31 protein-coding genes and 1 tRNA gene are annotated in these 25,872 nt (G+C 48.7%); 9 read left to right on the forward strand and 23 right to left on the reverse strand.

Annotation, left to right across the window (positions count from 1 at the left end; translation table 11 throughout):
* Nucleotides 1–205 precede the first annotated feature (205 nt).
* The 4 genes from JNC77_RS12355 to JNC77_RS12370 all read left to right on the forward strand — a co-directional run bounded on the left by JNC77_RS12355 (nt 206) and on the right by JNC77_RS12370 (nt 1,406).
* Complete coding sequence (locus JNC77_RS12355; RefSeq protein ID WP_374832924.1) at nt 206–487, forward strand: hypothetical protein; 282 nt, start codon at nt 206–208, stop codon at nt 485–487.
* A gap of 126 nt (nt 488–613) precedes the next feature.
* Nucleotides 614–687, forward strand: a tRNA-Cys gene (locus tag JNC77_RS12360).
* Between the two features lie 309 nt (nt 688–996).
* On the forward strand, nt 997–1,248 hold the full coding sequence (locus JNC77_RS12365) for a hypothetical protein (RefSeq protein ID WP_343808136.1): 252 nt from the start codon (nt 997–999) through the stop codon (nt 1,246–1,248).
* Complete coding sequence (locus JNC77_RS12370; protein ID WP_374832926.1) at nt 1,245–1,406, forward strand: EsV-1-7 cysteine-rich motif-containing protein; 162 nt, start codon at nt 1,245–1,247, stop codon at nt 1,404–1,406. The genes JNC77_RS12365 and JNC77_RS12370 overlap by 4 nt, the downstream gene beginning before the upstream one ends.
* A 13-nt stretch (nt 1,407–1,419) precedes the next feature.
* Here JNC77_RS12370 and JNC77_RS12375 read toward each other — a convergent pair whose 3' ends face one another.
* The 3 genes from JNC77_RS12375 to JNC77_RS12385 form a co-directional block, all read right to left on the reverse strand.
* A complete protein-coding gene (locus JNC77_RS12375; RefSeq protein ID WP_374832928.1) occupies nt 1,420–1,737 on the reverse strand; it encodes a hypothetical protein in 318 nt (105 codons plus the stop codon).
* A 96-nt stretch (nt 1,738–1,833) separates the two neighbouring features.
* Nucleotides 1,834–2,094 (reverse strand): hypothetical protein, encoded by a 261-nt coding sequence (locus JNC77_RS12380; protein ID WP_374832930.1) that lies wholly within the window; start codon nt 2,092–2,094, stop codon nt 1,834–1,836.
* Complete coding sequence (locus JNC77_RS12385) at nt 2,094–2,816, reverse strand: hypothetical protein (protein WP_374832932.1); 723 nt, start codon at nt 2,814–2,816, stop codon at nt 2,094–2,096. The genes JNC77_RS12380 and JNC77_RS12385 overlap by 1 nt, the downstream gene beginning before the upstream one ends.
* Before the next feature lie 238 nt (nt 2,817–3,054).
* On the opposite strand from JNC77_RS12385, the gene JNC77_RS12390 reads away from it, so the two are divergent.
* On the forward strand, nt 3,055–3,357 hold the full coding sequence (locus tag JNC77_RS12390; protein WP_374832934.1) for a DUF982 domain-containing protein: 303 nt from the start codon (nt 3,055–3,057) through the stop codon (nt 3,355–3,357).
* A gap of 310 nt (nt 3,358–3,667) precedes the next feature.
* Nucleotides 3,668–4,570, forward strand: coding sequence for an acyltransferase family protein (locus tag JNC77_RS12395; RefSeq protein ID WP_374832936.1), 903 nt, complete (start codon nt 3,668–3,670; stop codon nt 4,568–4,570).
* A 30-nt stretch (nt 4,571–4,600) separates the two neighbouring features.
* On the opposite strand, the gene JNC77_RS12400 is transcribed toward JNC77_RS12395, so the two are convergent.
* The 4 genes from JNC77_RS12400 to JNC77_RS12415 are packed head-to-tail and all read right to left on the reverse strand — an operon-like array spanning nt 4,601 to nt 9,769.
* A complete protein-coding gene (locus JNC77_RS12400) occupies nt 4,601–6,562 on the reverse strand; it encodes a hypothetical protein (RefSeq protein WP_374832938.1) in 1,962 nt (653 codons plus the stop codon).
* A 33-nt stretch (nt 6,563–6,595) separates the two neighbouring features.
* Nucleotides 6,596–8,794, reverse strand: a complete 2,199-nt coding sequence (locus tag JNC77_RS12405; protein ID WP_374832940.1) for a phage tail protein — start codon at nt 8,792–8,794, stop codon at nt 6,596–6,598.
* A 2-nt stretch (nt 8,795–8,796) separates the two neighbouring features.
* Nucleotides 8,797–9,195: a DUF6950 family protein gene (locus tag JNC77_RS12410; RefSeq protein WP_374832942.1), complete on the reverse strand. Its 399-nt coding sequence runs from the start codon at nt 9,193–9,195 to the stop codon at nt 8,797–8,799.
* Between the two features lies 1 nt (nt 9,196).
* Nucleotides 9,197–9,769 carry a transcriptional regulator gene (locus tag JNC77_RS12415; RefSeq protein ID WP_374832944.1) on the reverse strand — a complete coding sequence of 191 codons (573 nt, stop codon included), beginning with the start codon at nt 9,767–9,769 and terminating at the stop codon, nt 9,197–9,199.
* Nucleotides 9,770–9,837: 68 nt separating this feature from the next.
* Here JNC77_RS12415 and JNC77_RS12420 point away from each other — a divergent pair, with 68 nt between their 5' ends.
* Nucleotides 9,838–10,017, forward strand: coding sequence for a hypothetical protein (locus tag JNC77_RS12420; RefSeq protein WP_374832946.1), 180 nt, complete (start codon nt 9,838–9,840; stop codon nt 10,015–10,017).
* Between the two features lie 139 nt (nt 10,018–10,156).
* Here JNC77_RS12420 and JNC77_RS12425 read toward each other — a convergent pair whose 3' ends face one another.
* From JNC77_RS12425 to JNC77_RS12490, 14 genes are all read right to left on the reverse strand, one after another.
* Nucleotides 10,157–10,879, reverse strand: coding sequence for a hypothetical protein (locus JNC77_RS12425; protein ID WP_374832948.1), 723 nt, complete (start codon nt 10,877–10,879; stop codon nt 10,157–10,159).
* Nucleotides 10,879–13,734 (reverse strand): tape measure protein, encoded by a 2,856-nt coding sequence (locus JNC77_RS12430; protein ID WP_374832950.1) that lies wholly within the window; start codon nt 13,732–13,734, stop codon nt 10,879–10,881. The genes JNC77_RS12425 and JNC77_RS12430 overlap by 1 nt, the downstream gene beginning before the upstream one ends.
* Nucleotides 13,735–14,836: 1,102 nt before the next feature.
* Nucleotides 14,837–15,235: a gene transfer agent family protein gene (locus JNC77_RS12435; RefSeq protein WP_374832952.1), complete on the reverse strand. Its 399-nt coding sequence runs from the start codon at nt 15,233–15,235 to the stop codon at nt 14,837–14,839.
* Complete coding sequence (locus JNC77_RS12440) at nt 15,235–15,702, reverse strand: phage tail tube protein (protein WP_374832954.1); 468 nt, start codon at nt 15,700–15,702, stop codon at nt 15,235–15,237. The genes JNC77_RS12435 and JNC77_RS12440 overlap by 1 nt, the downstream gene beginning before the upstream one ends.
* 277 nt (nt 15,703–15,979) lie before the next feature.
* Nucleotides 15,980–16,414: an HK97-gp10 family putative phage morphogenesis protein gene (locus JNC77_RS12445; protein ID WP_374832956.1), complete on the reverse strand. Its 435-nt coding sequence runs from the start codon at nt 16,412–16,414 to the stop codon at nt 15,980–15,982.
* Nucleotides 16,407–16,823: a DUF3168 domain-containing protein gene (locus JNC77_RS12450; RefSeq protein WP_374832958.1), complete on the reverse strand. Its 417-nt coding sequence runs from the start codon at nt 16,821–16,823 to the stop codon at nt 16,407–16,409. Before JNC77_RS12450 ends, JNC77_RS12445 begins: the two co-directional genes overlap by 8 nt.
* Nucleotides 16,820–17,161, reverse strand: a complete 342-nt coding sequence (locus JNC77_RS12455; protein ID WP_374832960.1) for a phage head closure protein — start codon at nt 17,159–17,161, stop codon at nt 16,820–16,822. Before JNC77_RS12455 ends, JNC77_RS12450 begins: the two co-directional genes overlap by 4 nt.
* Nucleotides 17,162–17,163: 2 nt before the next feature.
* Nucleotides 17,164–17,730, reverse strand: coding sequence for a head-tail connector protein (locus JNC77_RS12460; protein WP_374832962.1), 567 nt, complete (start codon nt 17,728–17,730; stop codon nt 17,164–17,166).
* Between the two features lie 3 nt (nt 17,731–17,733).
* Complete coding sequence (locus tag JNC77_RS12465) at nt 17,734–17,913, reverse strand: hypothetical protein (protein WP_374832964.1); 180 nt, start codon at nt 17,911–17,913, stop codon at nt 17,734–17,736.
* 60 nt (nt 17,914–17,973) lie between these two features.
* Nucleotides 17,974–19,311 carry a phage major capsid protein gene (locus tag JNC77_RS12470; RefSeq protein ID WP_374832994.1) on the reverse strand — a complete coding sequence of 446 codons (1,338 nt, stop codon included), beginning with the start codon at nt 19,309–19,311 and terminating at the stop codon, nt 17,974–17,976.
* A 36-nt stretch (nt 19,312–19,347) separates the two neighbouring features.
* The gene (locus tag JNC77_RS12475) at nt 19,348–20,013 is read right to left on the reverse strand and encodes an HK97 family phage prohead protease (RefSeq protein WP_374832966.1); all 666 of its coding nucleotides are present in this window, start codon (nt 20,011–20,013) and stop codon (nt 19,348–19,350) included.
* A 5-nt stretch (nt 20,014–20,018) separates the two neighbouring features.
* Nucleotides 20,019–21,272 carry a phage portal protein gene (locus JNC77_RS12480; RefSeq protein WP_374832968.1) on the reverse strand — a complete coding sequence of 418 codons (1,254 nt, stop codon included), beginning with the start codon at nt 21,270–21,272 and terminating at the stop codon, nt 20,019–20,021.
* Nucleotides 21,269–22,972, reverse strand: a complete 1,704-nt coding sequence (locus JNC77_RS12485; RefSeq protein ID WP_374832970.1) for a terminase large subunit — start codon at nt 22,970–22,972, stop codon at nt 21,269–21,271. Before JNC77_RS12485 ends, JNC77_RS12480 begins: the two co-directional genes overlap by 4 nt.
* Nucleotides 22,969–23,367: a terminase small subunit gene (locus JNC77_RS12490; RefSeq protein WP_374832972.1), complete on the reverse strand. Its 399-nt coding sequence runs from the start codon at nt 23,365–23,367 to the stop codon at nt 22,969–22,971. Before JNC77_RS12490 ends, JNC77_RS12485 begins: the two co-directional genes overlap by 4 nt.
* Before the next feature lie 224 nt (nt 23,368–23,591).
* Between JNC77_RS12490 and JNC77_RS12495 the strand changes: the two genes are divergently transcribed.
* Complete coding sequence (locus JNC77_RS12495; RefSeq protein WP_374832974.1) at nt 23,592–23,885, forward strand: hypothetical protein; 294 nt, start codon at nt 23,592–23,594, stop codon at nt 23,883–23,885.
* A gap of 394 nt (nt 23,886–24,279) precedes the next feature.
* A complete protein-coding gene (locus JNC77_RS12500; RefSeq protein WP_374832976.1) occupies nt 24,280–24,768 on the forward strand; it encodes a hypothetical protein in 489 nt (162 codons plus the stop codon).
* Between the two features lie 227 nt (nt 24,769–24,995).
* Here the strand turns inward: JNC77_RS12500 and JNC77_RS12505 are convergent, their stop codons facing one another.
* Together JNC77_RS12505 and JNC77_RS12510 are read right to left on the reverse strand one after the other, a co-directional pair.
* Nucleotides 24,996–25,145 (reverse strand): hypothetical protein, encoded by a 150-nt coding sequence (locus JNC77_RS12505; RefSeq protein ID WP_374832978.1) that lies wholly within the window; start codon nt 25,143–25,145, stop codon nt 24,996–24,998.
* A gap of 113 nt (nt 25,146–25,258) precedes the next feature.
* Nucleotides 25,259–25,471, reverse strand: a complete 213-nt coding sequence (locus JNC77_RS12510; RefSeq protein ID WP_374832980.1) for a hypothetical protein — start codon at nt 25,469–25,471, stop codon at nt 25,259–25,261.
* Between the last annotated feature and the right edge of the window lie 401 nt (nt 25,472–25,872).

Raw genomic sequence — 25,872 nt, forward strand, 5'->3', positions numbered from 1 at the left:
CGGGGAACAGTTGCTCTTAGTATTAACCAGATGGCGTATAGCAAATGATTTTCTGATTTGCCAAGTCCTAAATCATTATTTTTGAAACTTTTTGGCCCCTTCCCTCAAAAAAGCGATTTTAGACATTATATTGAAGCATAAAAGCAGACAGAACTGTGCATAACTTTCAGAAATCACTAAGAAAATCGCCAATCCGGAAAATCAGATGCCCGCATCAGAATCACAATCGCGCAAAAAACATACGATTCTTATTTTGGGGAAACGCATTCCGATTCCAGCCACCGTTTTCATGCGTCGTGTCGTCGGCTGTGGATTCATAATTGGCGGCTCATTAAGTTTCTTACCGATTTTGGGCATATGGATGCTACCAGTTGGTTTAATTTTGCTGTCGCATGATTCTCATAAAGTAAGACGATTTCGCAGAAATTCCGAAATCTATGTCTTAAGAAAATGGCGCAGCAGCCGCTTTGCCAGGAATAAAGCGTGATACCGACAGGCCAATCGATAAGCCCGTGCATATCAAGCCCTTATTATACAGATATAATTGCTATTTTTATCAACACGGCTTGACGGAATCAAAGCCTTACAATATTGAGAACCCACTTCCAGCGATGGCCTCGTGGCGGAGTGGTTACGCAGAGGACTGCAAATCCTTGCACCCCGGTTCGATTCCGGGCGAGGCCTCCATCTTTCCCCTTATTACCATATACAAGTCTTTGTAATATCTGATCTTTTAGGATCGGGTGTGGCACTATGTTCTAACGCTGTTCCGCCACACTTTTTGTGGTGTGGCAACCTGCTATCAAGCTGTTTGTTCCCTGACCTATGGCCACGTCATTTATTAGCCTACGAATCTCAATCGTATTTTTGCTATCCACAGCCCCGAAATACGATTTGACTCTCATATTAAATTAGAACATTTATAGAACAAATTAGCATTTGTGAAAATACACTCAACCCTTTTGCGCATATTTAGCGCCACGGGATAGCTGTGCCATGAGCTGGAAAAGCCAAATACAAGTTCGTGATCTGGAAGATGACCAACGTTTAGAAATGATATGCCTTAAGTGTGGCCGCCTTGTTTACATCAAGAAAGCCGACATTTGTAAGAAGGAAGGTTATGAGCAGCTGTACCTCGATGAAGTTGAGCGGCGTTCACGGTGCCGGGGTAAAGGATGTGATGGACGTTTCCGCATGGCTATGGAGCGTCTCAAGGAATTGAGCGGCTTTGTAGGTGGCATAGCATGAGCGATGAGAAGAAGGTCAGAACATCCAAAGGAATGGATGAACACTGGTGCATGCATGACGGCTGCAAGAAATGGGGAAGCTTCGGCTTTCAAGGACGCTATGGCCAGCTGTGGTTTTGCATGGAGCATAAGGAAGAAGGCGACAGCGCACCGAAGTGACTGCCGCCCTCATCTATTTTTTATTTAACCGGTTACTGATTGCTTCAAAGACCGCGTCACTAATCCACATACCGCAAACACCAACAAGAAATGCACCAGCATGGATTGTGACGTTAGAGCCATCGTCTGGTGGTAAAGGGAAATGCACGGCGTTTAAATAGTGAACAAATGGGCTGGTGAGATACCCTGCCGCCAATGCCCCGCATACCGGTGATGCAATAGCTTCTCGGAAAGTATAATTCTTATGTGAGAGCGCCCGAAGTAACCCTCCCGCAAAACCGGCGACAACTACAGAAGCCTTTAAGCCGTATTCGTTTAAAGGATCATCCATCACCAGCACCCCGCTTTATTTCCATAGGCATTATGTCCGGCGATTGATTTGCCAGCATGAGAATCGTTCTGCGCCACGTAGACAGCCGTATCCGGTTTAAGGCTGATCTTCTGCCAGCCCGCGCAATTGCTCACAGTCTGACTGCACCCCGCCAAGCTCAATACAAAGCCGCACAGCATCCATATTGTTGATTGTCTCATTGATGCCTGCCCTGCTCTGGATTGCTTGTGTGACGGCTTGTGCGGCTTTAAGCGCTGCATCCTGTTTCGCGTCATGTTGGCCGAGCGCATAAAAAAAGAGGCCTGAAACTGCCCCTCCGATTAATGCGCCGATGATGTGTTGAAGTGTGATCTTCATCATAAAGCCTCGATCAGCTTTGAGAGTTTGGCTTTTACGCTCGGCATGGAGTAAATCGCGTAAATTGAGATGCCGCCCACAACCACAACGGACGCCATCTGCACCCGCCAGTCGAGCAAACCAAGTGCAGGGAGAGCTGCAGCTGTCAGCCATGTCCAAAACCGTTTTGATTTGGCGACTGGCTCAGGCTCAACCGGTACTGGCACAATATCATTGGCTGGCGCTTCAATTACCTGATCAACACCATAGCCCTCAGCCAGTAGCAGCTTGTCATATTCACTGGCATAGCCGGCAATCAGATCGGCCTTGTCTGTGCCATTGACGATACGGCGAGCGCCTTTGAAATCGGACTTCTGCAAGGTGATGTAATCGGAAAGCTTTTTGCCAGTGAACCAGCCTTCGACCATACCAGCAATGATGATCGGCGCGGCATATCGTGGCTCTAGAAGCAGCTTCGGATTACTGACGAAATCAACACCGAGTTCGCGGCTGGCCTTCGCGGAGTTGTATTCCCATGTGATTTGCACATAGCCCATGCCTACATGCGGGTAGTATTTCTTTGAACGCAGGTACTTTTCACCGCCCATTTCCCGGACAGGCTTCATCGTGTGCGCAGTCTCATGGTAAGCCGTGGCCAGCACATAGGCCATTTGATTGCGCAATAGGCCGTACTCTCGCCCCGCCTTAATCAAGAGACGAGTGTCGCCAAGGTTCATGTTCATTGGGGTTCCTTTAGGTACAAAAAAACCCCGCATAAGCGAGGCATCTTTTGTGTGTTTTAGATTTCATATTTTTTTGAGTGGCGTGGTTAAGTCGCCATTCTATTCAGGGGAATAGTTTTCGAGAACAATAATGAAGTCGCCACTGTCATGGAAGAAAGACAATCCTTGAATTAGTTTTCTTCTGCACTAAATCGGAAGCGTCATTCCAACTAAATTCGTTCTTATAAAGGAGGCTAAGGTGAGCGACCGTTTGTTTGACAAACCAGTTTACGTCACCAAGGGGCGTTATTTGACATTAGAAATTGCCAGTATCCACGATGCACTTATGTTTTTACATGAATGGCCGGAAGATGATCGTGATATGATTTACGAGACCGCTTGGAAAGCTTGTTGCGATGCGCATGATGGTGTGAAGCCAATTATAGCTGCACAAAACGCGATTAAGGGCTTTGCAAGAAAACGCGGTATACTTGATCAACCTACAGTTTCCGTTCCTTGGCTGGACACAAAAACGGCCTCTGACCAGAAGCTATCCGCATAATTAAACCGCTAATGACAGCCCTGTTAGGTAGAGCTTATCAGGGCTGTTTTTCCTAATTGTGACCATAGATAACATCATATGAAGCACGGCTAGTCCCGCCGACTTCAATCTCACGAACGAAGTCAAGCAGGATCGCCGCGCCAACTGGCACGGTTCTATCCATGATAAATTTCCTGTAAAATATCTTTCTTAACCCTTGCTGATCTATAGTTGACAGCTAGGAATTATTTTAGCAGCGCCCATCATTGCTAAATCACTGATTAATCACTAAAGGTCGAAAACGTAATAACTAAAAGCAAGTGACCATCCAATGCAACGCAATGACTCAGCAGACACTCTAAAAGCCATTCTGATTTTGTTTGTTGTAGTTGGTCATTTTTTTATTGAACCAGTAAAAAACAATGAGATTAAGCGTGCGATATACGTATTTCATATGCCGCTATTTTTAGGCTTATCTGGTTATTTATTCTCATTCAAAGCCCCAAATGATTATTTTTCGGCCATTAAAACTCGTTTTTTTGTGCCTTGGGTTATAGCAACGACCGTTTATTTCGCTTACTTTTTTATTGTTCATGAGCAATTGAAATTCAACATGGTGAACGCATTCATCAAACCATGGTTTCACCTTTGGTTTGTACCATGCTTAATCGCTTACTCTCTATTCGCATGTACATTACGTAATCAAAATATCTCACTGCTTCTTATTGCTGGAGTAATTCCCTATATCACCCGCGCACTTGATTATGACATCTTGAAGTTGATCGGCCCAGTCGATAGCAGATTTGTATATTATGCGATATTTTTCTTCATAGGTGTGGCCATCCGTCAATACAGTCATTTAATCAACAGGCTCTCATCGATTGTAATAACTTTATTAGCAGTCACCGCCTGTATTGTAACTTTCAAATTAAATTTATCGAATAATCAACTAGGTACATTAAGAATGCTTTTAGTTGTAGGCGTTATAGGAATGGTAGCCAACTTTCCAAGCTTCAAGACCAAGATTGGAAATTCAATTTTGTCGCGAGAAAGTCTCAGTATTTATCTCTATCACGTTATACTAATACTTATTCTTCGTGAATTTTTATCATCTAAGACATGGGAGTACTGGATTGCTTGCTATGTACTAACTCTACTACTTCTCCCATTCACGGTGAAGATCATTAGAACAACAAAGGTAGGCAACTTAATTCTTGGTAGGAATAAACGATAATATAATCGTCTCTTAATAAAGACTGTAAATTTATGATGCACGCCCTCCCCAAATCCTAGCGCCATTTGCAGAAGGTGTATTGAAGGGAATATTCGTCTCTTTTCCTGTTGTCAGCCTGATTGAATACGCCCCAACTTCTCCCGCTGAAAGTGCATTCACACCGAAAGAACCTGCTGATTGAGCATCAACTGAATTTGCTGAAATACGAGAGCCTCCACTACAACGCAATGCATCCTGCCCTGCGTATGTTACATCACTATTCACTAGGGATATGTCGCCACCACTTGTAGACCATACGTTATGTGTTCTACTATGAGCTACCGCACCATCGCCTATATTCACCTTGCCACCTTGTTCGCAAAGAACACCAATTCCGTTTCTTTTGATTTCGGACGTAGCGAGATCAACATTCCCTCCGAAATGACAATACACGCCTTTATTTACACAATCGTTTACAACCATGGTATCTGCATCAACAACACCCGCGTGCCGAATATAAACACCCGCATCCCCTTTAGCCCCACTGAAGTTGGCGTAGGTAGTATCTGCTAGCCCTCCATGATGTATTTTTAATCCACAATCACCTGCATTTTGAGCGCTTATTCCTCTAAGACTGGCTCGACCACTCCTATGGATATAGACATTGTTAATGTCGGCATCATCAAACACCCCGAAAGACAAGTCCATATCACTAGCAGAATTACAAAATACATTAGAACTCGCGGACTTTGTGACAACCGCTTTATGTGCAAACAGCGTAGACATATATAATTCAATGCCATTTCCGGATGCTTCGGTGATCCCGCATCCTTCTAATATATTTAATATGCTACCTTCAGCACCTAAGAATCCACCGCGAGAAGGGGACGCACCAGATTTATCCATAATAAAAGCGCAACCAATAGTTGGTAATTCACTATTCTTAATAGCTGCGAATGCAGGGAATAAAATTCTAGGGGAACCTTGGTTTTTAGTCTGGTCAATTACATATGGACTAAACGTCAGACTAGAGCGATTTATAATAACACCTTCATCCTCTGACCTTAATGTCACCCAACCTAGCTTAACACCATTCTTCACAATCACCTGTTCATCCATCACGAAGCCAGACTTTAGTTTGATTGTAGCATCAAAACCATCGAACAAATATGTTGGGTATGATTGTGTTAAGTGCATTAAAGCACTGTTGATTGAAGTAAAATCACCGCCAACACCGACCGTTACTTCATAGGCTGATTTAATTGGCCGCAAATATGTGATATTTAAACGTTCTTCACCTACATCTTTCACCCGATACCAAATTCGCGCAGTAGCCCCACCCGAATATCCGGTATCAGAACTACCATTATCTTGGATGACATAAAGCCCACCCTCACCATCGCCCACAGTGTTACGACCATTAACACGAATGGCATTAATACCCGCTGGGATTTCAACTGAAGCAATTGCCGTAAGCGTTGAGTAAATCGGCACATTACCTTGACTAACTGTATCTGAGGCTAAATTTTTAACGATATCACGCGCTTCTTGGGCAGCCTGCGCTGCTCTTTCTGCCGCATCTATAATAGCTTGACTTGCCTGATCAGAAACCAGACGGAAGTTTTCGCCATCATCCAGAAACAGCCAAATACCTGACACCAAACCACCCGCCACAATCTGATTGCCGGAGCTAGTTAAAAGCGGCTTACCGTTAATGGTCACATTGCCCGTGTTAGGCAGTGTGATTTCAATGGTGAACAAGGCTTCACCAGCAGCCGTTGGCGGCGTTGCACTTGGCTGGGCGATGATATTATTTTCATTGCCACCGTTTATCCAATATTTATAAATCAGATCTGGCAGATCGATGCCGCCAGCCCCCGCCAGCAAGCCTTTGATGAGGCGTTCAACCTCGGTCATCCAGATTTGAAAGTCTTGTGGTGAAATCTGGCGTGGGGTGCCATCCGCATTAAAAGGCGCAGCAACGCTCACTCCGAGCTTTGTGAAAATGCTCATGACCTGTAGTCTCCAAATTATAATGGATGTTGATTAATCGTTGCCTTCACCGGCAACGTAAATTGATCTGGTAGCCGCTAAGCTCTCGGTACCGTTTGAAGTGATGGCGTAAGCGCGAATAATGTAAGTGACGCCATGATTGCCGCCTGATAGCTGGACTGCGCGTGAAAAACCTTGCTGTGGCCGCGTGTTTTCCTGCCCCATTGGATTTCCATCCATTTCAAGACGGCAGGCACAAACTTTGAGTTCATTGGAGACAACCGTAATCGTTCCGTTAAAAACATAAGCCCCACCATCATCTTCACTGATATTGATTATGGGTGGTTCCGGCTGACTATTATCAATGATAACCGGATCAACACTCAAAAACGGTGACCAATAAGAGCCTTCGTCTTTATCGTTGAAGAAACGGACACGTAGATCAGCCTTTTTGCCGTTATGATCTCCTGCCCGATAAGCATAACGAGCGCCTGCTCCACTGCCATAGGCAGTCATCTGTTGCCACGGATCAGGCTCACCATCAGCGTAAGTGCGAACCACCGCCTCAGCCTCCGTACCACCATCCACACCGTTGTAAGCGGCTCGCAATTCATAAGAACCATCAGGGTAGCGAACTTGTGTTAATCCTGAAGGCAGTGCCGGTGTTGGCAATTCACTTTCATATTGCATATCCGGAATGCGTTCCGGTGGCGGTGCCTCATCCCGTGTTACGCTCCAAGTGGGTAAATCAGGCCAGATCATAAAAGGAATTTCCACAGTGCCATCACTGTCATTCACCCGTGGCGTACCAATTGCCACCGTCACCACCTCATCCAGATCAGGCAGTTCCAGTTTAATTGTCGTATGTCCCCAAGCGGCCAGACCTGCCATATTGGTTGTAACCATACCGACATCAGCACGCGCCAAGGAAAACAGCCTGCGCCCAATCCTTTGTGCTTGTGCAGCTGACGGGCAGAACGGTAACTCGACATCAAAATATTGCTCACCAACGCGGTCAATCTCAGTCTGATCACGCGACCAATCCAATGGAACCGAAGCCGGATCGTCCGGCTTTTTGGACAGCGCAATCTCCGACATTTCATAATTGCGCTCAGGTGAATAATATTTAATCCGGCAAACATTAGGCCGCTCAACACTATCGGGGCCTGACTTCCATTGCAGATCCACGATGTCTCTGGCCGTGATCGTGAGCGAAGGTGTGCGAACATCATCAATCAAACGGATGGCGTATTTATTATTCTCGGTCGGTACAATCTCAGCGCCGATAGATTGCAGCGCCTGCTCAACCACTTCACCGCGTGGCCGCTCGGACGGCCAGATGCCCCACGCTCTTGCACGTGGCTCAGTACCGCCATGTACATTCAACACCTGATCCGCCTTCGTAGCTTCTTGCCCGATCACAGCCCAATCAATATCTGATGATTTCAAGCTCGGATAAGAGCGAAGGATATGCGCCACACCCAAAACACCATTGTCGGAATATTTCCATGTGTTTGGATTATCCACCTGCTGCGACGGATCACGCGGATCATAAATAAACTCAGACCGCTGCACCCGCTCATATTGAGGTTCACCGCCCTGATAAAGCTTCAAAAACTTCTCATCATTAATGCCAGGCGAGATATACTGAATGAGCGTCTGGGCAATGCCACGCACCCGATGTTCTGCTGTCCAAAGTGCGGGGAAAGCGTTCATCAGTTCCGGCCATGCTACCTCAGAGCCATTGCCGTTCTTGCTTTTGATATAGAGCCATGAGCCACCTTTACGCGACCAAGGCGGCGATGACACCGCGCCGTCACTATCAATGGTAACTTCACGCCCACCGATGAAGTGCTCTTCAATTGCAGCGACGCGTCCGCGCACATGACAAATCAAACGCCAGCGATCTAAGCCGACGGTATTACCAAAGGCTTTAAGGCCAGCAATTCGTACGCGTCCAATGGCGCGAATTTCAGAACTATTGCCGGTTTCAAATGTACTTTTATATTCACCCGGATCAATCTTTGGTGCCTTAGGCCCGAACATTGCGCCAGCAAGTAATTGCGCACCAATTGCACCTGCGCCAAGAACTAAAGAACCAAGCATACCGGCACTCATGGCAGGCAATATTCCGGCAGCACCAATCGACATCAAGCCTGATATAACTGCACTGCCAATAGAAATTGGATCAGCCAAAGCCGTCCCGCTCATAAGCAGATATGAGCTGACTGCAAGAACAAGACGTTTTTTCATGATTAAATAGCCCAGACCTTTACAAAGGATCGCGGTCTTAAAAATCGGGTACCCGTTTCAGTACGAAGAATACAGGCACCATCATTGGCAATAATCACGCCAACATCGCCATAATCGGCAGTGCGCACCAATGCTACATCGCCGAGCTGCGGCTCACCCCTATTCTCAAAAATACCTGCTTGAGCAAGAGCGTTAGTCCAAAGCGCCAACAAACCGCCGTGGTGATCAATGATCTTCAAAGCTTCATCTTTGCTGGAATAGTTAGCCAAACGCGGCACATGGCAACCAGTGGCTATTTCTACCCACTTGGCAGCATAAGCCGTGCAGTCACTCTCACCCCAGATAACAGGCACATCTTTCCAGCCCTCAACATAGGCTTTTAAAAGCTCAGCACGTTCCATGTTATTTCCAGTTTTCCATGACTTTAACACCGACGAAATCCAAGCCCTTATCGCCTGGGTATCTGCGGCGCTGATCAGCTGGGTTCCACTGCCCACCAAACGGATAGTTTTGCGACGACCAGATGCTTTCAATCGTCACGGTGACCGTGCGCAATCCGATACCGCTCCACGCCAGAGACGGCGCGCTAAGCTTGCCCGGAAAGAGCTTGCGCTGCGGGATAACCAGTTCTTCGGTTTCACCGTCAAATGCTGCCCAATAGAGATCAGCCCGCCTGCCCTCGATGTCGCGCGCACTGGTATGCACCGATTTGAAAAACTCTTTATTCGCACCAGATAATGTAACCTCAACAGCCACAGCCTGCCCGAAGCGTGGTTCTTCAATATTACTCAAAGCCACCATCTGCGTGCCGAGTGGATCAGTTACACCACGCCATTCATGGCCGTTGAGCATGACACGTCCGGTACCGTTGTGCAGTCGAACGATGCCAATTGGCAGATCCAATTCTAAAAACCACGCACGAGCCACATGAGGACGGCGCAGCTTTGCCAGATCATCTTCTGTGAAGGTTGTCATTCACGCCTCTTGGATTCGACAGCAGCAGCAGCCTGTGCTTTTCTAGTGATGTTTTAAAGGGGACGAAAATGTCAGAATCAATTTCATTGACTGCTATGAAAGAACAAATCGACAATTTGCAAAAAGAAGTGAACGAGTTACGCAGCATTGTTCGTCAATTGGCGTCACAAGAGTTTATCAAAAAAAATGAACTCAACACTCGTCTTTCTGCGGAGTTAAACAAGCCCCGATCAGGTCGGGGGAGATAAGCCCCTCTCCATAAGATTTAATCGCATTTTCGAAAGTCTTGATACGCTCTCCGTGCGGCTCATCCAAAAAAACAGTATGATGTGAATGCCGCATGGATTGCCAATGCACGATAAATTTTATCCATATCCGTTTTCATGTTTAATCCTTCCAATAATCGCGAACATCATAATCAAGGCACTCAATGAGTGAGATTGATAAACCGGTAGCGAAAGCGGCTTCACGCGGCAGCGGGGCAGCATCCTGACTGGATAATCGCATAGCCAATGTCGGGTTGAGCGTTGCGAAGTCCTCGATAGTCAAAGCCTTTCTAAGCTTCGGCCAGATACGATAATGTCCCAGGTCAAACATCTCGGTAATCATATACAAACCAAAGTGAAACGGAGAGAACCCGATCATATCCCCGACATCGAGGTTATAGCCGAAGAAATCCGCATTCAGTCTGATCTCTGTCGTATCTTTGGGTGCTGGTGAAACAACAGGCACTAGCGGGTTACTGGAAGCCCACTGCCGCCCATTATCCCACGGCATCTGATTATTCCAAGGCTGGCCTGCTCGCCATTTATCAGTAGTAGAAGTCAATCCACGCTGGCTAAACGACAACCCATCCCAATCACAAAACGAGACACGCACAGCATTTGCCCCACCATGTAGAGCAGTAACAAGACCACGATAGCGGCGAAATTCCTGACCGCGTAATGGCGGGAATGAAAAACGCCATGACCACAAACCGAACGGCGAACCATAACTTTGATTAAACCCGCCAACACTATCAGTTGAGCCAGAGCCGATTGTACGCGGCCCCGATAAAGGCTCACGGAAATTAGCCCGTAATCCTACAGGCCATGATAATAAACGAGCCATCAGCCACGTGTCCCCCGTACTTGTCGGGCATTACTGCGATTATCCACCATCGTTGGAATGTTTTTTGATAACTGGGCGGTTGAGCGTGACGCTTCGTTTCGAGCAACACTTTCAACGAATGGCATCAGGTTGCCGTTTCCGTCAGTAGAAACGCCCACTGTCACATGCACATTCTGCGCGCCAGATCCCGTGCTTTTCGGTAAATTTAAATCGACGGGTATACGCCTACCATCAGGAAGTGGCACCGCCGCCTCCGGCCCTGCCTCACCAAAAATAGCAGCAGTTCGAGAAACACCGCCACGGGCAAAGGTCTTCATCGGTTGTGGTCGACCATGAGCAGCAACGCCACCTTTAGCAAACCCAAAGATCGTACCAAGCAGACCAGTCCCGCCCCCAAACAATCCTGCCAATGGCCCTTTACCCAACAGTAACGCCTGATTAACAGCGTCCATCAGCGTATTGAGGAAACCATCAAGTGCCTTATTACCTGTTTCAATGGCTGGTATCATCGACTGGAAAGCATCCATCATTGAGCCTTTTAAGAAGTCGGATGCTTGTCGAGCCTGCTCATGAGTTTCTGCGAGTTGATTTACTGCGACTGTGGTCTGGGCATAGCCTTCTGCCAGTGCCTCAATTTCTGCCCTAAGTTCTGGGGTGTCCTTTAACCCTGCCTTTTGCGCAGCATTTAGTAACTCTTGCGCAGTCTTTGCTTTTGTAATCGCATACTCATAGTCATTAATCAGTGGGTTGAGATTGTCTAAAACCTCAGCCTCTTGATTAAGCATCGCCCAACGCTCTTTGATCTGCTCTATCTCACGTTGAAGGTCATCTTTTTTATTACCACCACGACCAGACTTTTTACGACCACCTCCCCCATTCGCTTTTTTCTCAGCATCAGCGATGGCTTTGGCCTGCGCCTCTAAGTTCTTCGCTAAATCACTACCGAAACGACGGTCAAAGTTTAATTTGTAAGCTCTGTCACCTTCCAATTTTTCAGCATCAGTAAACGGTATTAACTTGCCGCCTTTACCACTACCGCCACCCACTCCTGCACTTGCTATATTCAAGGCGTTCACTTCACCCCGAGTGGCAGCTGCTTGTTTGGCTATATCCTGCATTTTAGCGATTAATGACGTGATATCAGGGTCAATTTTCGAAAGCCGATCAAGCTCTGCATTATAATCCTCAACCGACAGCTCACCGTCTTTAAACCGTTGGGTTAATGTACCAAGCTCACCATATACCGGTGAAAAGTAAGTTTTTAATCCAAGTAGACCACGCCCTGCCGCATTAAATGCTTCATCAAGAGCAGCAAGAGACTTAGTGACGTTATCTTTCGCTTCATCAAGTTTGATTGCTCGCTGCGCCTCGGTTAACCCTTCTGCCACTGCAAAAAGCTTTTCCGCTGTTTTTTCAATACCTAACCCAGCATAGTCGGAATCCTCGCCAGCCTTACGAATAGCTTCCGCGTATCTGTTCGCACGCTCTTCTGCTTCCTGCGAGCGCGCTGAGAGAGCGTACATGATACCAGTCAGAGCAATCAGGCCAATACCGACCGGCCCCCCTAGCGCACTAACGGCAGTTGAGAAGCCACGTACAGCAGCAGCCGAAGCTGTAGCGATTGGGCCTGTAGCAGCCAATTGAGCATTCGCTGCACTTAATGCCATGCGAGAAGCGAGCAATTCACGGCTTAGATTGCGATGAGAAGCTGTGACAAGGCCATTTGCTTTCGCTGCCATGAATGCTGCCTCAGCACTGCGAACTCTGGCAACCGCTACGGCTTGCTCTTCAATAGCGGCAACACGTGAAGCCGCCATCGCCGCATGTGTGGATTTAGCATATGCGCCAAGATTATTAGCGGCATTTCCGATTTGTCGAGATGCAAGTACAGTTGCCATAGCCAAGCCAGCAACGGCTACGGCATCCATATTATTAGCAACTCCTCCGAGCAAACCGGCAAGCTTTTCAGAAACCTTACCTGTCTGATCCAAAGCTCCAACTGATTTAAGAGCAGAGTTCTGGATCAACTGAAAAGCGTCACCCATTGTTGCGGGCATACTTTCTGCTTGTTCGGAAAGTTCTTCCATACGCTTTGTCAGAGCATTGTAGATCACTTGTGATGTAATCTTACCTTCTGCACCGATAGCGCGTAGTTGATTCACGCCAACACCAAGCTCAGCGGCCAACACCTCAGCAACACGACCACCAGTTTCGATAACTGTATTAAGCTGATCGCCGGACAGCTTACCGGAAGCCATAGCCTTGGAAAGAGCATTGCTAACGCTAGCTGCACGATCAGCCTTGGCACCAGACACAACAAGTGCGTTATTTAATGCTTCTGTGTAATCCAGCTGTTGGTTTGTATTGTAACCAAGCTCCTTGAGTGCAGTGCTGTTTGCAATGAAGCTTTCTGCCGTCTGCTGAAGACCGGAATATGTACTTTGCGCGAGATCGTAAATTCTCTCCATCACGGCAGGAGCTTGGGACATTTCACCAACAGCAATGCCAACACGAGCAGATATATCAGACCAAGTATCAGCCATGTTAACCAGCTCGCGTGCAGCAAAGATGCCTGCAAGACCGGTCATCATGCCACGCATTGATGCCGTAGACTGACTTAACTTCCCCTCAGCTGCACTGACCGCTGCTACAGACGCATCAAGGTCTTTCTTGATTGACTGGCTAATCCCACCGCGAGCGAACACGCCCTCAATGTTCTTATTCATATCACGGAAACGGCGTTCAATCTGCGTAGATTGCTTTGCGGCCTGAGCATTCACACGCTTAAGCTCTTTCTCAAAAGAGGCTGTACGTGCTTCAAACGCGATGACAAGGCGCTCAACATCTGTTGCCATTATTAGTTACATCCTGATAATGATACTGGTGAGAGAGGGGAATTCCGCAATGAAAATCAAGATTAAATCTTCCACTCAACTTACTATGGTAGGGTGGTTGGGGGCAGTTCTGCTAGTTGCTAGCCCAACTGCAGCAGTTTTTCTTTACATGTCAGCGGTCAGGAACATCACGTCCTATAGCACTGGACAGATTTCAGGCCGAATAGACATGTCCATATTTTTCGCGCTCCTGACTATCGTCGGATACATGCTTTTTTCTATGGGAAGAGAAACAATCTCAGTTGCACTCAGCGGTGAAGATGCAGAATAGAAAAGCGCCCCGTAGGGCGCTCTCTATGAGCGATTGATAGCCCTCGACATTCCAGCTCTCTTTTGATTTGATAGCGTGGGGATAAGGGGGAGTTAAAGTATGCGGGCTATGTGGCTTGTTACCATTGCACTTTTAACTGGGTGCGCTAGCGGGATGGAGCCAATTTCAGACCCAGTCTTCATTCAAGGCTTTACCATTACGAATGTTGGCAAAACCGTAGTTTGCATGGGGTCGTATTCACGCCCTACCTTGGAAACTGATATCACGACAGATATTACATGCGATGGCGGCCTAACTGGCCGTATTGCGATCAAGACGTTGAGCAACGGTCACCCAACTGTCGCGACAGCATCAATATCAAACGGTACTGTCGCACAAGCTCGATTTAAGCCAATTTTAGGCGACAGGCACGCTTACGGCGATATTGTTAATGTCGCTGTGAAATCACCATCACCTAACGCTAAGGTGAAACAGGCTCCGAGAATGTCAACACGTGCCCAAACAAGCTCCAGCGCATCTCGATGGTCATCTAGCCGGAGGTATTATCGCGGCCCACGCGGTGGCTGCTATTACATAAACTCGAATGGTAACAAAACCTATGTCGATGGGAGCTATTGCCGATAGCCCGCCGAAGCGGGCTATTATCATTCTAAACGCCTTCAATCCCAAGCTCTCGCATACGATCGATACTCATAGCATCGGGTTTGTTTTCTTCGACACCATTTGCGGCTCTATGACCCGCTGTGGCGCAAGCAAACTCCCAGAGCGTCATTTTCCCGATATCCTGCGGAATCACTCCTGCCCACTGGTAGAACTGGTTGAATTTCCACTTTCCTCGCGGGAGCGGTTTCGGGTCTTTTTCGCCCCCGCCTTTAGCTCCCCCGGCTGATCATCCTCGTTTCCATATAGAGCAACTAGTAAAATAGCTTGTGCGGTGAGGACTGACAGTGTGAGCGGTCTATCCTCAACGAATTTTGCGACCAGCTTTCGGGCATCCTCTTTAGGCATCCCCCCGCCCTCCAGTCCAAGGCGAATGGTCTGGATGACATCATCAACCAGCCATTGCTTTGTTGTCAGGCGAGAAAGTATCCATTCAGGCCCTGCATCGCATCGATCTTGCAGGGCGCGAAGATGCTCAATGCGGAGATCAAAATCATGCTCTCCGCCTGCCCATGTGAGTGTGCGCGCCATTATGGAGCAACCGCCTTAGCAGTGCGAATTGGCAGCCCATCAAACTGAATATCCAAATCGCCGGAATTGACCTTCTGACCGCGTTCCACACTATTTGGATAAACGACAAGATAGGCTGGGCCTGTCTCATATTCAGTATCACCTACATCAGCATTAACATGGTGGACACGAACATTCTTAGTTTGCCCGCTGTACCACCAGTCGAGAAGCATTTGGTGCGACTGCTTGGCCCAAACACCACTGGTATTAATCGTAACTTCCGAGGACTGGACAGCTCGTTCGATCTGGGCAGGTGCAGACTCATCACTGCACGGCGGTACTTCTGTAGTCTGCATATTATGGCTGCGGTTGATACCGCGTGATGTCATCCCGCAGATACGCGCCCAAGTGCCTGCGGTTTCCGTCTCGACTTCCAACACCATTTCGTGAAAGTTAGCTGTCTGGGCATATTCAATAGGATCAGCCATTGCTGTTCTCCATGCGCTAATAGACCGGCGCACGGCCAGTCAAGGAAGGGCTTAAGCCCGATTAATGGGGATGTTTGTTAAATCTTACGACGGCCTTTGATGGCGCGTTTCTCATCACGTGAAGGGCTATCAACATTTGTTGCCCAGCCGTTTTTCACGCAATAATCAATGAAGTCATGAGGCCGCTCTTGAGGCTTCGGTGAAGCCTTAGCGCTGAATGAATAAATACTTTTCGGACGTGACCAATTGCAATCTTGATGAAATATTGCCCAAGCCATCATTTTGCACCCTCCCTGATTGCCTTACGCATTTGGCGGGTTACGCGAGCACGAACGCGCTTTCGTAATGCGCGCCATGATGGAAAGAAATACGGGCTTGCCTTCATGTGCTGGGTGCCGAACTCTTGAAGCCGAGCAAGTTGAAATTGTGCACGTTCGCCCACTAATGTGCTTTCATCGCCTGCGTAAATTGTGATAACCAAGCCATCGCTTGTTTTAGGTGAACGGCTTAAGACCATTGCACCCCTTGGTGGATCACCCCAAGTCCAGCCAATGGTTTTTGCCAAGTCGCCAGTGTCTTTAGGCGCCAGTCGCTGCATCATACCAACGGCTTCATCAGCCCCAGCTTCCATAGCCTTGATGGTGGCTTCGACAACGGCATTTGGAATTGTTTTGGTGAGTTTGCGCTTTAGTCTATCAAGCCCTTCAACCATGATGAAAAGCCTCCTCGATCATAGCGGTGACCTGAACAACGCCGTGAACCGTAATGCCGTCCGGATCATCGAAAATACGGGATAGCTCTACCCGCACACCCCCTAATGTGCCCGCTGTAAGATCACCCTTGAAACGCCGCAACACATTCACAACCGCATCAACGATCTGCTTGCACGGCCACTTGCGGCCATTGGCTCGCGTCCATACATCCAACTGAACGGTTTCTTCACGCATATCGATGCAGTCGGCATCAGTCGGTGTGAAATCCGTTGCTCCTAATGTGATATATGGAAACTCTGGTGAAGATGGCGGGCTATCCCAGACACGGTTCCCGACCAGTGAGGCAACACCCGGATCAGCCTTGAGCTTAGCCAGCAATAAGTCCTGAAATGCGACGGAAACACTCATACCGCTACCCCGCTTTCGGCTGTAATTTCGATAAACTGACGGCTCTCTGAGGGGACGATTGCCCGTATCTGATATTCAGTACCAGTGCGAGCGTCTTTCATCTGGGAATCAGTGGTGAGCGATGCCATATTGTTACTTCTACGAACCGTAACAACGACTGGCTGTTTGCCAGTTAAACGTGCGGCCTGCACAGTCTCCCCACCCCGCAAAAAACGTATGTGCGCTCTGACAGTGAAGTCCGTCAACACCAGCTCAAACCCGCCATGCCCGTCTTCTTCTTCAGTGATTGTGCTAAACGTTATGGAATGATGGAACTGCCCTAAGCCTGTTTTTGTCATGATCACACCTTCGGCCGGCGAAACGGCCAGATGAGTGCTGCATATGCAGAATTATCTTCGATTCGTGGGCCTTCAGGATCGCCTCGATACGAATACATCAACCCGACATGCATCAAGATTGCCGCTTTAAGTGATGCCGGAACGTCTGCCGCTGCTGAACCGGACTTATATTCGACAGTTACGGCATCGGCACGATTGGCAGAAACTGGCCATGCATCCCCAGTCGAAGCCTGAATTACCGTTCCTTGTGCGTACTTCAAAGCGCTGTATGCGGTGTTAAATACGACCTGCTCAACATTGTCAGCGTCGTAATACTTCACAGCATCAACGCTTGCCACCGGCCCCATACGGAGCTGTAACAAGCTGTTAAACGAACAAAATGACTGCTTCCAAGTTTGAGTAACAAGCGCGATATTAAGGGTGCGCTCCAGATGATCAGTCGCGGCCTGAATAAAGCGCTTGATCTGTTCGTCATCATCGGTAAAGCCTGAAACAATCAAATGCTGACGCGCTTCTTCTAACGCTACCGGCATCTCAGCGGGCGCTTGTGTACGGACTGGAAGCAACATTGATTACTCGCCCTTATTCTTCGGCGCTGCGCCTTCGACCTTATTCTTAGGCTTGCCTTCGACCTTGGCTTTCAAAACACCACTTTTAACCAAGTGGGAAACATCGACTTCTGATGCTTCGCGTTCATCACCCTGCTCATAAAATTTATCACCCTGATGGCGGCGTAAAACTTCGTACTTCATGGGTTTCTCCTTCAGTTCAAGAAACGGGCAGCGTTAACTGCCCGTCGATATGAACCGACCTTAGCCGCCCGTTACTTCGTTTACGTCGCCGTAGATGAATGCTTCCGGACGATAAACCGCCAGAGCAAGGCGTTCTTCTGCGAGGATTGTGACAAGGTTCTTGATGAAGTCGTCTTCATTCTCAGTCGCGACTTCAACGCGAGCCTGCCAACGGTCAAAGATTTGGGCGCCAAGCTTGAAAGCGCCGGTCAGGAACTTGCCGGCAGCGACTGCTTGGGTGGTTACTACCGGCAGACCCCAGAGAGTTGGCGAAAGCGTTCCCTGCGGGTTTCCGATGATATAGCGCCCCTGAGTATCCTTGAGCAGCTCAATCGACGTCCAATCAATAGGATTGAGAACGTGGCCTGTTGCTGGGTACTCGGCCAATGCAGCCTGAAGCATTGCTACACGAAGGCGGTCAATACCGGTAACCGTTGCCGGCATGGTTGTGCCAGCAGGGATGGCAAACGCAGTGGATTGAGGAATAATACCCAGCAAGTTCTGACCAGTGCCATCGCCATTGAGTAACTGGTTTTCTTCAACATACGCCAGACCATACAGCAAACGCTGATCAATGATCGAACGGAGCTGAGAGATGTCCGACAACACCTGACGTGATGCCTTCATCCAGTGCGCAATTACCTTGGCAGAAGTTGTGACAAGCTCAAACTGAATATCAGAACTTGGCTTCGCAGCACCTTCCGCAACCGGAGCGGCATTGTTGTTGAAGCCCTTTTCTTTAACATACTCAAGTGAACCACCGTCCATCTGCCCCTGAGAGAGAAGGTCGCGGATTGTCAGACGTCGCTGCGGCAGTTCAAGAATGCCAGGCAAGCGGGTGGTCTGAATTGCAGCCCCGACTGAACCAGCTGCGTTTGTGGTTGCGGTCGTCAAGGTGGCTTTGGTCTGCAAGTCCACGCGTCCACGCGGGTTTGCCTGACCTACAAACTCTTTGACCTTATCATCCTCGACAAACAGCTCACCGATTGATTTCTCACGGTCGCCTTCGCCACCAGATCGCGCTGCCTTTTGCTCGATCTCATCAAGTCGAGCTTTGACTTCATTCATGCCGAGAAGAGCTTCGTCTGCCTTCTCTTTAAGACCAGAGCTCAAATCGCCGTTCTTCTTGGCTTCTTCAAGCGCTTTTTCGGCCAGCTCTTTGACCGCGTCATGCTTGCTATCAAACTTTTGTTTCAACTCCGTTGCCAAAGCTTCAAGTTCACCTGCTGCGCCTGCGCCAGCGGTTGCAGTAAAGATAGACCCTGCCGTGGCATGATCAATGCCGATAAACACAAGTACTGCTGCCAGTGCGAAGCAGGAAATCATTGTGAGTGCGAACACTCGGTTAATACTTTTGATATTCATGGGTATTCTCCAGATGGTTGAAATATCGGATCAGTCGCGAAGCAATTTGCGAAGTAGCGCGACCCGTTGATCAGCCTTTTCGCCCTCTGGCTCACCCAGAATGGCCTTCGAATAACCGACAGAGGCGATCTGTACGGCCATGCTTTTGGGAACCCCTGCCTCACGCAAGATGTCCTCAAATTCTTTAATCGGCATGGGGTCGCCATCGCGCAATCTGCGGGCGAATTCATCCATGCGTTCAGATTTAACTGCCTCGATACGGGCGCGGCGATTAGCTGGGAATGACACCGGTGAGATTTCTCGCAGGTCAAGTTCATCCAGATTACGCACATTTCCATCAGGCGATGTCTTGATCTCACGGTACCCGATAGACAATCCGCCAATGGCCTTGGCCTTCATCAGTGCATAAACTTCACGGGCTTTCTGCACTTCCATAATAAGGCGACCCTTGCCCCACAGGCCTTTTGCATCCTCTGCAAGGTCTTCCCAAATACCGATTGGTTCATTGGGATTGTGCTGCCAGAGCATGAGAACATTCGTTCCTTCACGCTTATGCTTAGCCAAGCTGCCAGCAAAAGCCCCAGGCATAACCCGCTCGCCGTAGCTGTCCACATTGCCATTGGCCGATCCGTAACCCGTAAAGGTGCCGTCTTCCGACAGGTCTTTAACCTGCAGGGCAAAATCTTTCGTTTTCATCGAGATTATTCCTCGTTGTCAGTCTGACGCGGGGTCAGTTCTCGGTCTTCACCGGCTTCGGTAATTGGGACATTCTGCATTTGCATACGCGGTACGTTCCCACCCTCTACCGGTGGTAAATTCTCAAGCGCTCTGACTTCATTGATTGTCATTGCACCGATTGCTGTCATCTGCTGATAGAAACGCGCTCTACCCACTGTATCGCCGCGGAGAAGACCTTCTTGGTTAAACTCTATGATCACCCCTGCTGCCTTATCCGCTGGCGTTAGGAGCTGTTTCATCAAGGCTTGCTCAATACGTTTTAAGCGACGGCGTAGAGTGAATTTCTGGAAACCAAGGGTTTGGGCTTCAATGCCTGATCCCCAACTTGTCGATTTAGATGTGTGCCCAACCATGTGGGGCGGCACTCCAAAGAACCGGCAAATCTCTTCAATTGAAAAAGACCTGCTTTCCAGCATCTGCGCATCTTCTGGCGTAATCGTTAGCTGCTGCCACTCAGTGCCACCTTCAAGAACAATCGGCTTCCCAGCATTACCGCTGCCAATCTTTGCTGCAAGTTTCTGTTCTGCGACTTCGCGCTGTTCGTCCGTCAACCATTTGTCGAATTTCAAAACACCTGAAGGCCGCAAGCCATTCTCGAACATAGATCCGGCCGACCGCTCTGCAGCTTGTGACAGACCAAACACCCGACGACCAAAGAACAATGTGGACGCGCCGCCAAGCGGATTACCACCAAAGCCACGAATATGCAGGATATCGCGGTCAGTCGCTTCGTTCGCTTTACCGTCCTCTGTCCACTTGTAAATCAGATCGCCGTTCTGTTTCTTCTGCACACTCATCAGAGCAGGGAGAATAGGTGTCAGAGCGCGAACATTGCCCACTGACCGATCAACACGAGCATATCCGTTGCCCCACAGTTCCACCGAAGCTGCTATGAAATCCCAAAAATCAACTGCCGTCTGATCATAGTTCGGGCTGTCATGCAGCACTGCATAAAGCGGGTGATCGCTTGCCACGTCACGTGAACCATCTGCATTCGTACGGTAAATCATTAAAGGCAATGAAGAAATCGTACCGGAAATCAGGTTCACACATGCCCATACAGCAGAAAGCGCAAGAACATTTCTCTCTGTTATGATCTCACCTGCTCCGCCAATGCTGTCGGCCGGATACCAAGCGTCAGGTTCCCGAATGGTCAGATTACGCTTTGCTGGCGTTGAGCCGATGAAACCATTCAGCATTTTTCGCAATAGTTTCACGCTGCACCTGCCAAGCTTTTGAAGTAATCATCCATATTACCGCCTTCTGGGGCAGCCGGGTTCCGGCTCATCACCGTAACCGCGTCGAATAGCGCCATGACGGGGTCTATCTTTGCATCACCTGCATTCTGCTTGGTAGCTCGGATCGCCGTAGCTGTAGGCTCAATTTTAAGGTTACTGACACACCAAGACATAAGTGCCGATCCGGAATGCCTTAGCGTACCGTTGGCAAGCTTACGCTCTGCTGTTTTGATTGCATTCATCATGGCGTAGCCTTGAGGCGCGCCGATCAGCAGCCCTTCCTCCTGAGTGACGCCAATTTCTGACAAAGCCTCGATCATTTCACCAAGCCCAGCCGGATCCACTGCGACCGATGCCAAAAGGCCACGCTGTTTAATATCACCAATGATCGCAACAATTGCGCTGATATCGTCCAGTTCATCCTCGACAATGGTCAGCTCGCCAGCTTTAGCAAAATCTCTCAGCCGGTCAGCAATTGACTTGCGACGTTCAAGAACTCCCTTGTGGCACCAAGCATGCGTCCAAAGCAGCCAATCCCGTGTGACTTTGTGCCGTCCGAGTGCTGCGAAACCAAATAAGTCATCCAGACCGCCGCCGTCGAGGCCAACCACGACTACTTCCGATTGCTCAAGCAAGGCTTCCAGCGTCAAACTTGCATCTGCTCGGCGCGACCAGAAATCAGTGCCAGCCCATCGGTTGTTCCTGTGGCTCTGCCCGATTTCAATATTCAAATGTTTGGCAAGAAAGGTATTGCGGGTGCTGGCATCCTTCGCCAGCTCCTTGCGCAACTCGTCCTCAATCCATTCTTGGCTGACAGAACGGCCAATATTAGGGTTTGTGATGTAGAAATTATCCGGATCAAGATAGCTTTCCCTCTCAATCATACGCTTGGGAAACTCGTAGATCACCGGCAAGAATTTATTATCCTCGATCAGCCCATCACGTACATTGCGCGCATAGTCCAGTTTATCTTTAAAGACACCGGATGGCGGGGCATCTGCTTGTGTCGTGATAGAGATCAGAAATCCTTCTGGCCTTGAAACCAACCCACCAGTGGCCTCTCTCAGCATTGCATCGGCATTTGCTTTGGTTCCAAACTCCCAAAGCTCGTCGATCAGGATAAAGCCAGCCTTCTTACCAACAACCGTCTTACCGTCAGCGGCTACGATTTTTAAAGTCGCGCCGGTTGTCAGGTTTTTAATCGTTCGTTGATGTTCAATGATGTGCAGGAAGCCGCCGCTTGATGCATCAAGGACTGGATCAGCCCGAACCATATCGGCGGCGGGCTTAAAGCTATTCTGTGCGGCCTCAATTGTTGGCGCGAGAATGAGCAACTCCCCAGACTTTCGCCAGTTGCGAATTAACGCGGTCAGCATAATGCCCGCGGCAATTGTGGATTTGGCATTCTTCTTACTGATTAAGAGAAAGTATTCCCGAATATGCCGCTTACCGGTTTCCTCATCATATGAGCCAAAAATTGCCTCAACGAAATCAAATACCCATTGCTCGCAAGCTTCGCCAAAAGTCGGCTCGCCTGCAACATCAACAATTCGCAAAGCTTTGAAATCAGCGAGTGCATCCTTTGCCTCATTCGGAAATAAGGGCTGGCATGGGATCATCGACTTGTTGGCAACAATACGCTTTTCCCAATCAGGAAGTGCAGTTGTCCAATCTTTCATCGATTATCTACCACCAACTTAGGCGCACGTGGCGTTGAAAATCTTCCAGCTGATGCGCTCTTTTCCGCGTTGGCTTGTCTTGCAACCTTCTTCCCGACTTCACCTGGCTTTGTGAGCGTGAAACTCGCCAGTGCTTTAGCTGCCTCCAACCTGAGTTTAGGCGCTTCTTCAGCATCGTTCATCATCCGTTCGAAGAATGATAATGGGTCTGTTACAGGCTCTTGCTGGCCTTCCTCAGAGTTAACAATGTTAACACCAGACTTAACACTGGCCTGAGCAGTGCTTTTGCGCTTAATCGCAGCAATAACATCAGCATCTTTCTCATACCTTGAAGCAGCCTGAGATGCAGTCTTTACAGGGCATCCAGCATGTATAGCGGCATCACGTTGTGACATGCCTGACAGACGCGCATCGGCGTACCGTCGCTTCCGTTCAGTTAGCGCCATACTTAACAACTTTCGTTTTCAGAGAAAAAATCTGTGCGTGAGGGGGACGCGGGTCTAGGCTGACGAGCCTTTTCAGAGTTATGATGCCCCCCCGGCCTAACGGTCAGCGCTCTATCAATTGCCTTGAACTGCAAAACAAGTTTAGCTGCTTAAGACAGACTAAGGAGGACAAAATGCGGTTAATATTCACCAAAAACATGCATCAGCCCTTAGATGACGCAAGCGTTTTAATTCATATTTTTAAGAGTCCAAAACAAGGGGTGCAAGCCCAACTCATCTATCCAACGAACGGCGTAATCCCTTCAAATCGATTTGACGTTGGTACAGTACCTGATGCGATTGCTGCTGCTCATATACACACTCAAGCTGCTTGGGCGATTACGCTCACAGGCAGCCCTTGCATCTGGGTTTATTCAGAGGTCCAGTGGGATGAACATAGCTGGGGAACTACACCAACATGGGGTTAAGACCCACATCAAAAAAGCGCACGCTCCGCCCGCTGCTTATCTCGGTCATGACATAGCTTGCACAAGGTCTGGAATGGTCCTGACCAGAATGCTTGCTCATCACCGTGGTGACGCTCTACGTGGTCACAGACTAGCTGGCTGGTGTTGCTCTCCACCTTACCGCACATAGCGCAGGTAAACAGATCACGGGTAAGGACTGACCATCTTAGCTTCTGCCATCGGCTGGTCTTGTACCATTGTCGCCATGCTTGGGTCTGGTCACGGTACTGGCTGCGCTCTCGTTCGTTGCCCGTAGTATATCCCAGCCTTGGCTTCATTGTAGAAACCAGAGGCTTGATTGTATTGATCTTAACCACCTATGCTCCTTGAAGGATGTTTTTCGAATGGGTGAACTATGCAGAACGATGTCAATAGCGAGCCAAGTAGCCACGCTCAGCGAGCCTACGATATCCATTACAGATTCCACGCGACTATGCTTAACGCTGCAATCGATTCTGGTAAGGAAGCAATTAAGGCCGCGATCCTTTTGAACGGCGGCGCTTGTATTGCACTGCTCAGCTTTTTGGCTGTTATCTCCACTCGTGAGAACAGTCTATCTTCACTAGCACTGGTTCAACCTACGAAAGATTCGCTGGGATGCTTTGCATTAGGCCTACTGCTCGCAGCTATCGGTAGCTGCATGGCCTTCCTGAGTTTCACAAGCGGGGCGAATAGCCAAGCTCATTATGATTTGCGTGACGAATACCCATTCATTTTTCAAAACAGAAAAACTGTATGGCTTGATCGTCTTTCGCTACTTACAACAGTATTAGCTATTACCTCTATTCTAAGCTCGTATAGCCTATTCGCTTATGCTGTTTTCACAATTGGGATGAGAATCTAGCTTTAAATCATCACATACATCTAACGATTGTGTACCGAGCCTGCCCACTTCACGCCGTGATATGCAGGGTCTTCACCCTAGAGCGGCCAGCGTGGCTTCTTCCGCACGAGTGTAGCTATGGCCTCATCGCTCGGTGAGAATGTAGATTGCCGTGTTCTTCTGATCGGCGTTTCCCAGCATATCGATATACTTCCAGCGCTGATCCACGTGCTGAGAGGGAGGTGAAATTAAACGAACATCATTACGACAATACCGCCGATGATAACCAATATAAGCCCGCCTATCAGCATAGGGATCAGCGTACTGCCTTGGTCACCGCCACTGGCCTCATCGCCGGTGATTGTTACTTCGTGCTTATCATCGTGTTTCACTGTCATGATGCCGCTCCGTAAGGGAAAGGTAACCTCTCAGTCTACTCCAAAATAAGAAAACTGCAAACGGCAGATGAACTGTAAAGTATGGGCAATAAAAAACCCCGCACTAGGCAGGGCTACAGAAATTGTTCGCGAATATCGTCGTATGACTTAGTGCGCGGCTCCTGATCATGTTCACCACTTGCAAACACAACCAGATCACCACCTGCAATTTCACGCTGCGCCCTCAAATCCCATCCGCGATGAATGAAGTCTGGTTCACCGAATACTCTCACTGCTGATAGGTATTCATCACCACGGAACCCGACGAAGTGAATGCAGTGTTTCATACCTTTTGTCCGGCGTCAGCAATATGGTCAGAACGGGCAGGACGCTACTCCTGCTCCCCATGTTTACCCACGACATGAAGGCTCCCACCCCTAACGGGTAATGGCGCTATTTCCGTGTTGTGCCTGCGCTTCTGCTTTCAGCGCCGCCGTTCTGAATGAAAAAGGCTCGATGCTGGTAACATCGAGCCTCTGATTTGCCAGCGTCCCTTGGTTATCTGATAGTGCAACCCAAGGGCGAAAGCAAAGAGTAACCCGCCGGGTACACCGGTGCGTGGCGTGGCGGGTTTTGTTAAAGTGTCATCCTTTAGGATAATTGCCGCTTCATGAGTGCTCAGCTATTCGCTCACGATGGAAAAGATCATAGATTATGCGATTATTATATCTTGGCTTGTAACCCTACT

This window comes from Paenochrobactrum pullorum (assembly GCF_041929845.1).
GTDB lineage: Bacteria > Pseudomonadota > Alphaproteobacteria > Rhizobiales > Rhizobiaceae > Paenochrobactrum > Paenochrobactrum pullorum.

Bases quoted from the DNA above. Each gene is read 5' to 3' on its own strand.
- JNC77_RS12385 (WP_374832932.1), bottom strand. From the start codon at position 2,816: ATGAACATGAACCTTGGCGACACTCGTCTCTTGATTAAGGCGGGGCGA.
- JNC77_RS12420 (WP_374832946.1), top strand. From the start codon at position 9,838: ATGTCAGAATCAATTTCATTGACTGCTATGAAAGAACAAATCGACAAT.
- JNC77_RS12380 (WP_374832930.1), bottom strand. From the start codon at position 2,094: ATGAAGATCACACTTCAACACATCATCGGCGCATTAATCGGAGGGGCA.
- JNC77_RS12490 (WP_374832972.1), bottom strand. From the start codon at position 23,367: ATGTCACAACGTGATGCCGCTATACATGCTGGATGCCCTGTAAAGACT.
- JNC77_RS12505 (WP_374832978.1), bottom strand. From the start codon at position 25,145: ATGACAGTGAAACACGATGATAAGCACGAAGTAACAATCACCGGCGAT.
- JNC77_RS12430 (WP_374832950.1), bottom strand. From the start codon at position 13,734: ATGGCAACAGATGTTGAGCGCCTTGTCATCGCGTTTGAAGCACGTACA.
- JNC77_RS12365 (WP_343808136.1), top strand. From the start codon at position 997: ATGAGCTGGAAAAGCCAAATACAAGTTCGTGATCTGGAAGATGACCAA.
- JNC77_RS12460 (WP_374832962.1), bottom strand. From the start codon at position 17,730: ATGTTGCTTCCAGTCCGTACACAAGCGCCCGCTGAGATGCCGGTAGCG.
- JNC77_RS12370 (WP_374832926.1), top strand. From the start codon at position 1,245: ATGAGCGATGAGAAGAAGGTCAGAACATCCAAAGGAATGGATGAACAC.
- JNC77_RS12415 (WP_374832944.1), bottom strand. From the start codon at position 9,769: ATGACAACCTTCACAGAAGATGATCTGGCAAAGCTGCGCCGTCCTCAT.
- JNC77_RS12425 (WP_374832948.1), bottom strand. From the start codon at position 10,879: ATGGCTCGTTTATTATCATGGCCTGTAGGATTACGGGCTAATTTCCGT.
- JNC77_RS12400 (WP_374832938.1), bottom strand. From the start codon at position 6,562: ATGAGCATTTTCACAAAGCTCGGAGTGAGCGTTGCTGCGCCTTTTAAT.
- JNC77_RS12445 (WP_374832956.1), bottom strand. From the start codon at position 16,414: ATGGTTGAAGGGCTTGATAGACTAAAGCGCAAACTCACCAAAACAATT.
- JNC77_RS12355 (WP_374832924.1), top strand. From the start codon at position 206: ATGCCCGCATCAGAATCACAATCGCGCAAAAAACATACGATTCTTATT.
- JNC77_RS12410 (WP_374832942.1), bottom strand. From the start codon at position 9,195: ATGGAACGTGCTGAGCTTTTAAAAGCCTATGTTGAGGGCTGGAAAGAT.
- JNC77_RS12440 (WP_374832954.1), bottom strand. From the start codon at position 15,702: ATGGCTGATCCTATTGAATATGCCCAGACAGCTAACTTTCACGAAATG.
- JNC77_RS12495 (WP_374832974.1), top strand. From the start codon at position 23,592: ATGCGGTTAATATTCACCAAAAACATGCATCAGCCCTTAGATGACGCA.
- JNC77_RS12450 (WP_374832958.1), bottom strand. From the start codon at position 16,823: ATGAGTGTTTCCGTCGCATTTCAGGACTTATTGCTGGCTAAGCTCAAG.
- JNC77_RS12435 (WP_374832952.1), bottom strand. From the start codon at position 15,235: ATGGCGCGCACACTCACATGGGCAGGCGGAGAGCATGATTTTGATCTC.
- JNC77_RS12375 (WP_374832928.1), bottom strand. From the start codon at position 1,737: ATGGATGATCCTTTAAACGAATACGGCTTAAAGGCTTCTGTAGTTGTC.
- JNC77_RS12465 (WP_374832964.1), bottom strand. From the start codon at position 17,913: ATGAAGTACGAAGTTTTACGCCGCCATCAGGGTGATAAATTTTATGAG.
- JNC77_RS12500 (WP_374832976.1), top strand. From the start codon at position 24,280: ATGCAGAACGATGTCAATAGCGAGCCAAGTAGCCACGCTCAGCGAGCC.
- JNC77_RS12455 (WP_374832960.1), bottom strand. From the start codon at position 17,161: ATGACAAAAACAGGCTTAGGGCAGTTCCATCATTCCATAACGTTTAGC.
- JNC77_RS12475 (WP_374832966.1), bottom strand. From the start codon at position 20,013: ATGAAAACGAAAGATTTTGCCCTGCAGGTTAAAGACCTGTCGGAAGAC.
- JNC77_RS12405 (WP_374832940.1), bottom strand. From the start codon at position 8,794: ATGAAAAAACGTCTTGTTCTTGCAGTCAGCTCATATCTGCTTATGAGC.
- JNC77_RS12485 (WP_374832970.1), bottom strand. From the start codon at position 22,972: ATGAAAGATTGGACAACTGCACTTCCTGATTGGGAAAAGCGTATTGTT.
- JNC77_RS12510 (WP_374832980.1), bottom strand. From the start codon at position 25,471: ATGAAACACTGCATTCACTTCGTCGGGTTCCGTGGTGATGAATACCTA.
- JNC77_RS12395 (WP_374832936.1), top strand. From the start codon at position 3,668: ATGCAACGCAATGACTCAGCAGACACTCTAAAAGCCATTCTGATTTTG.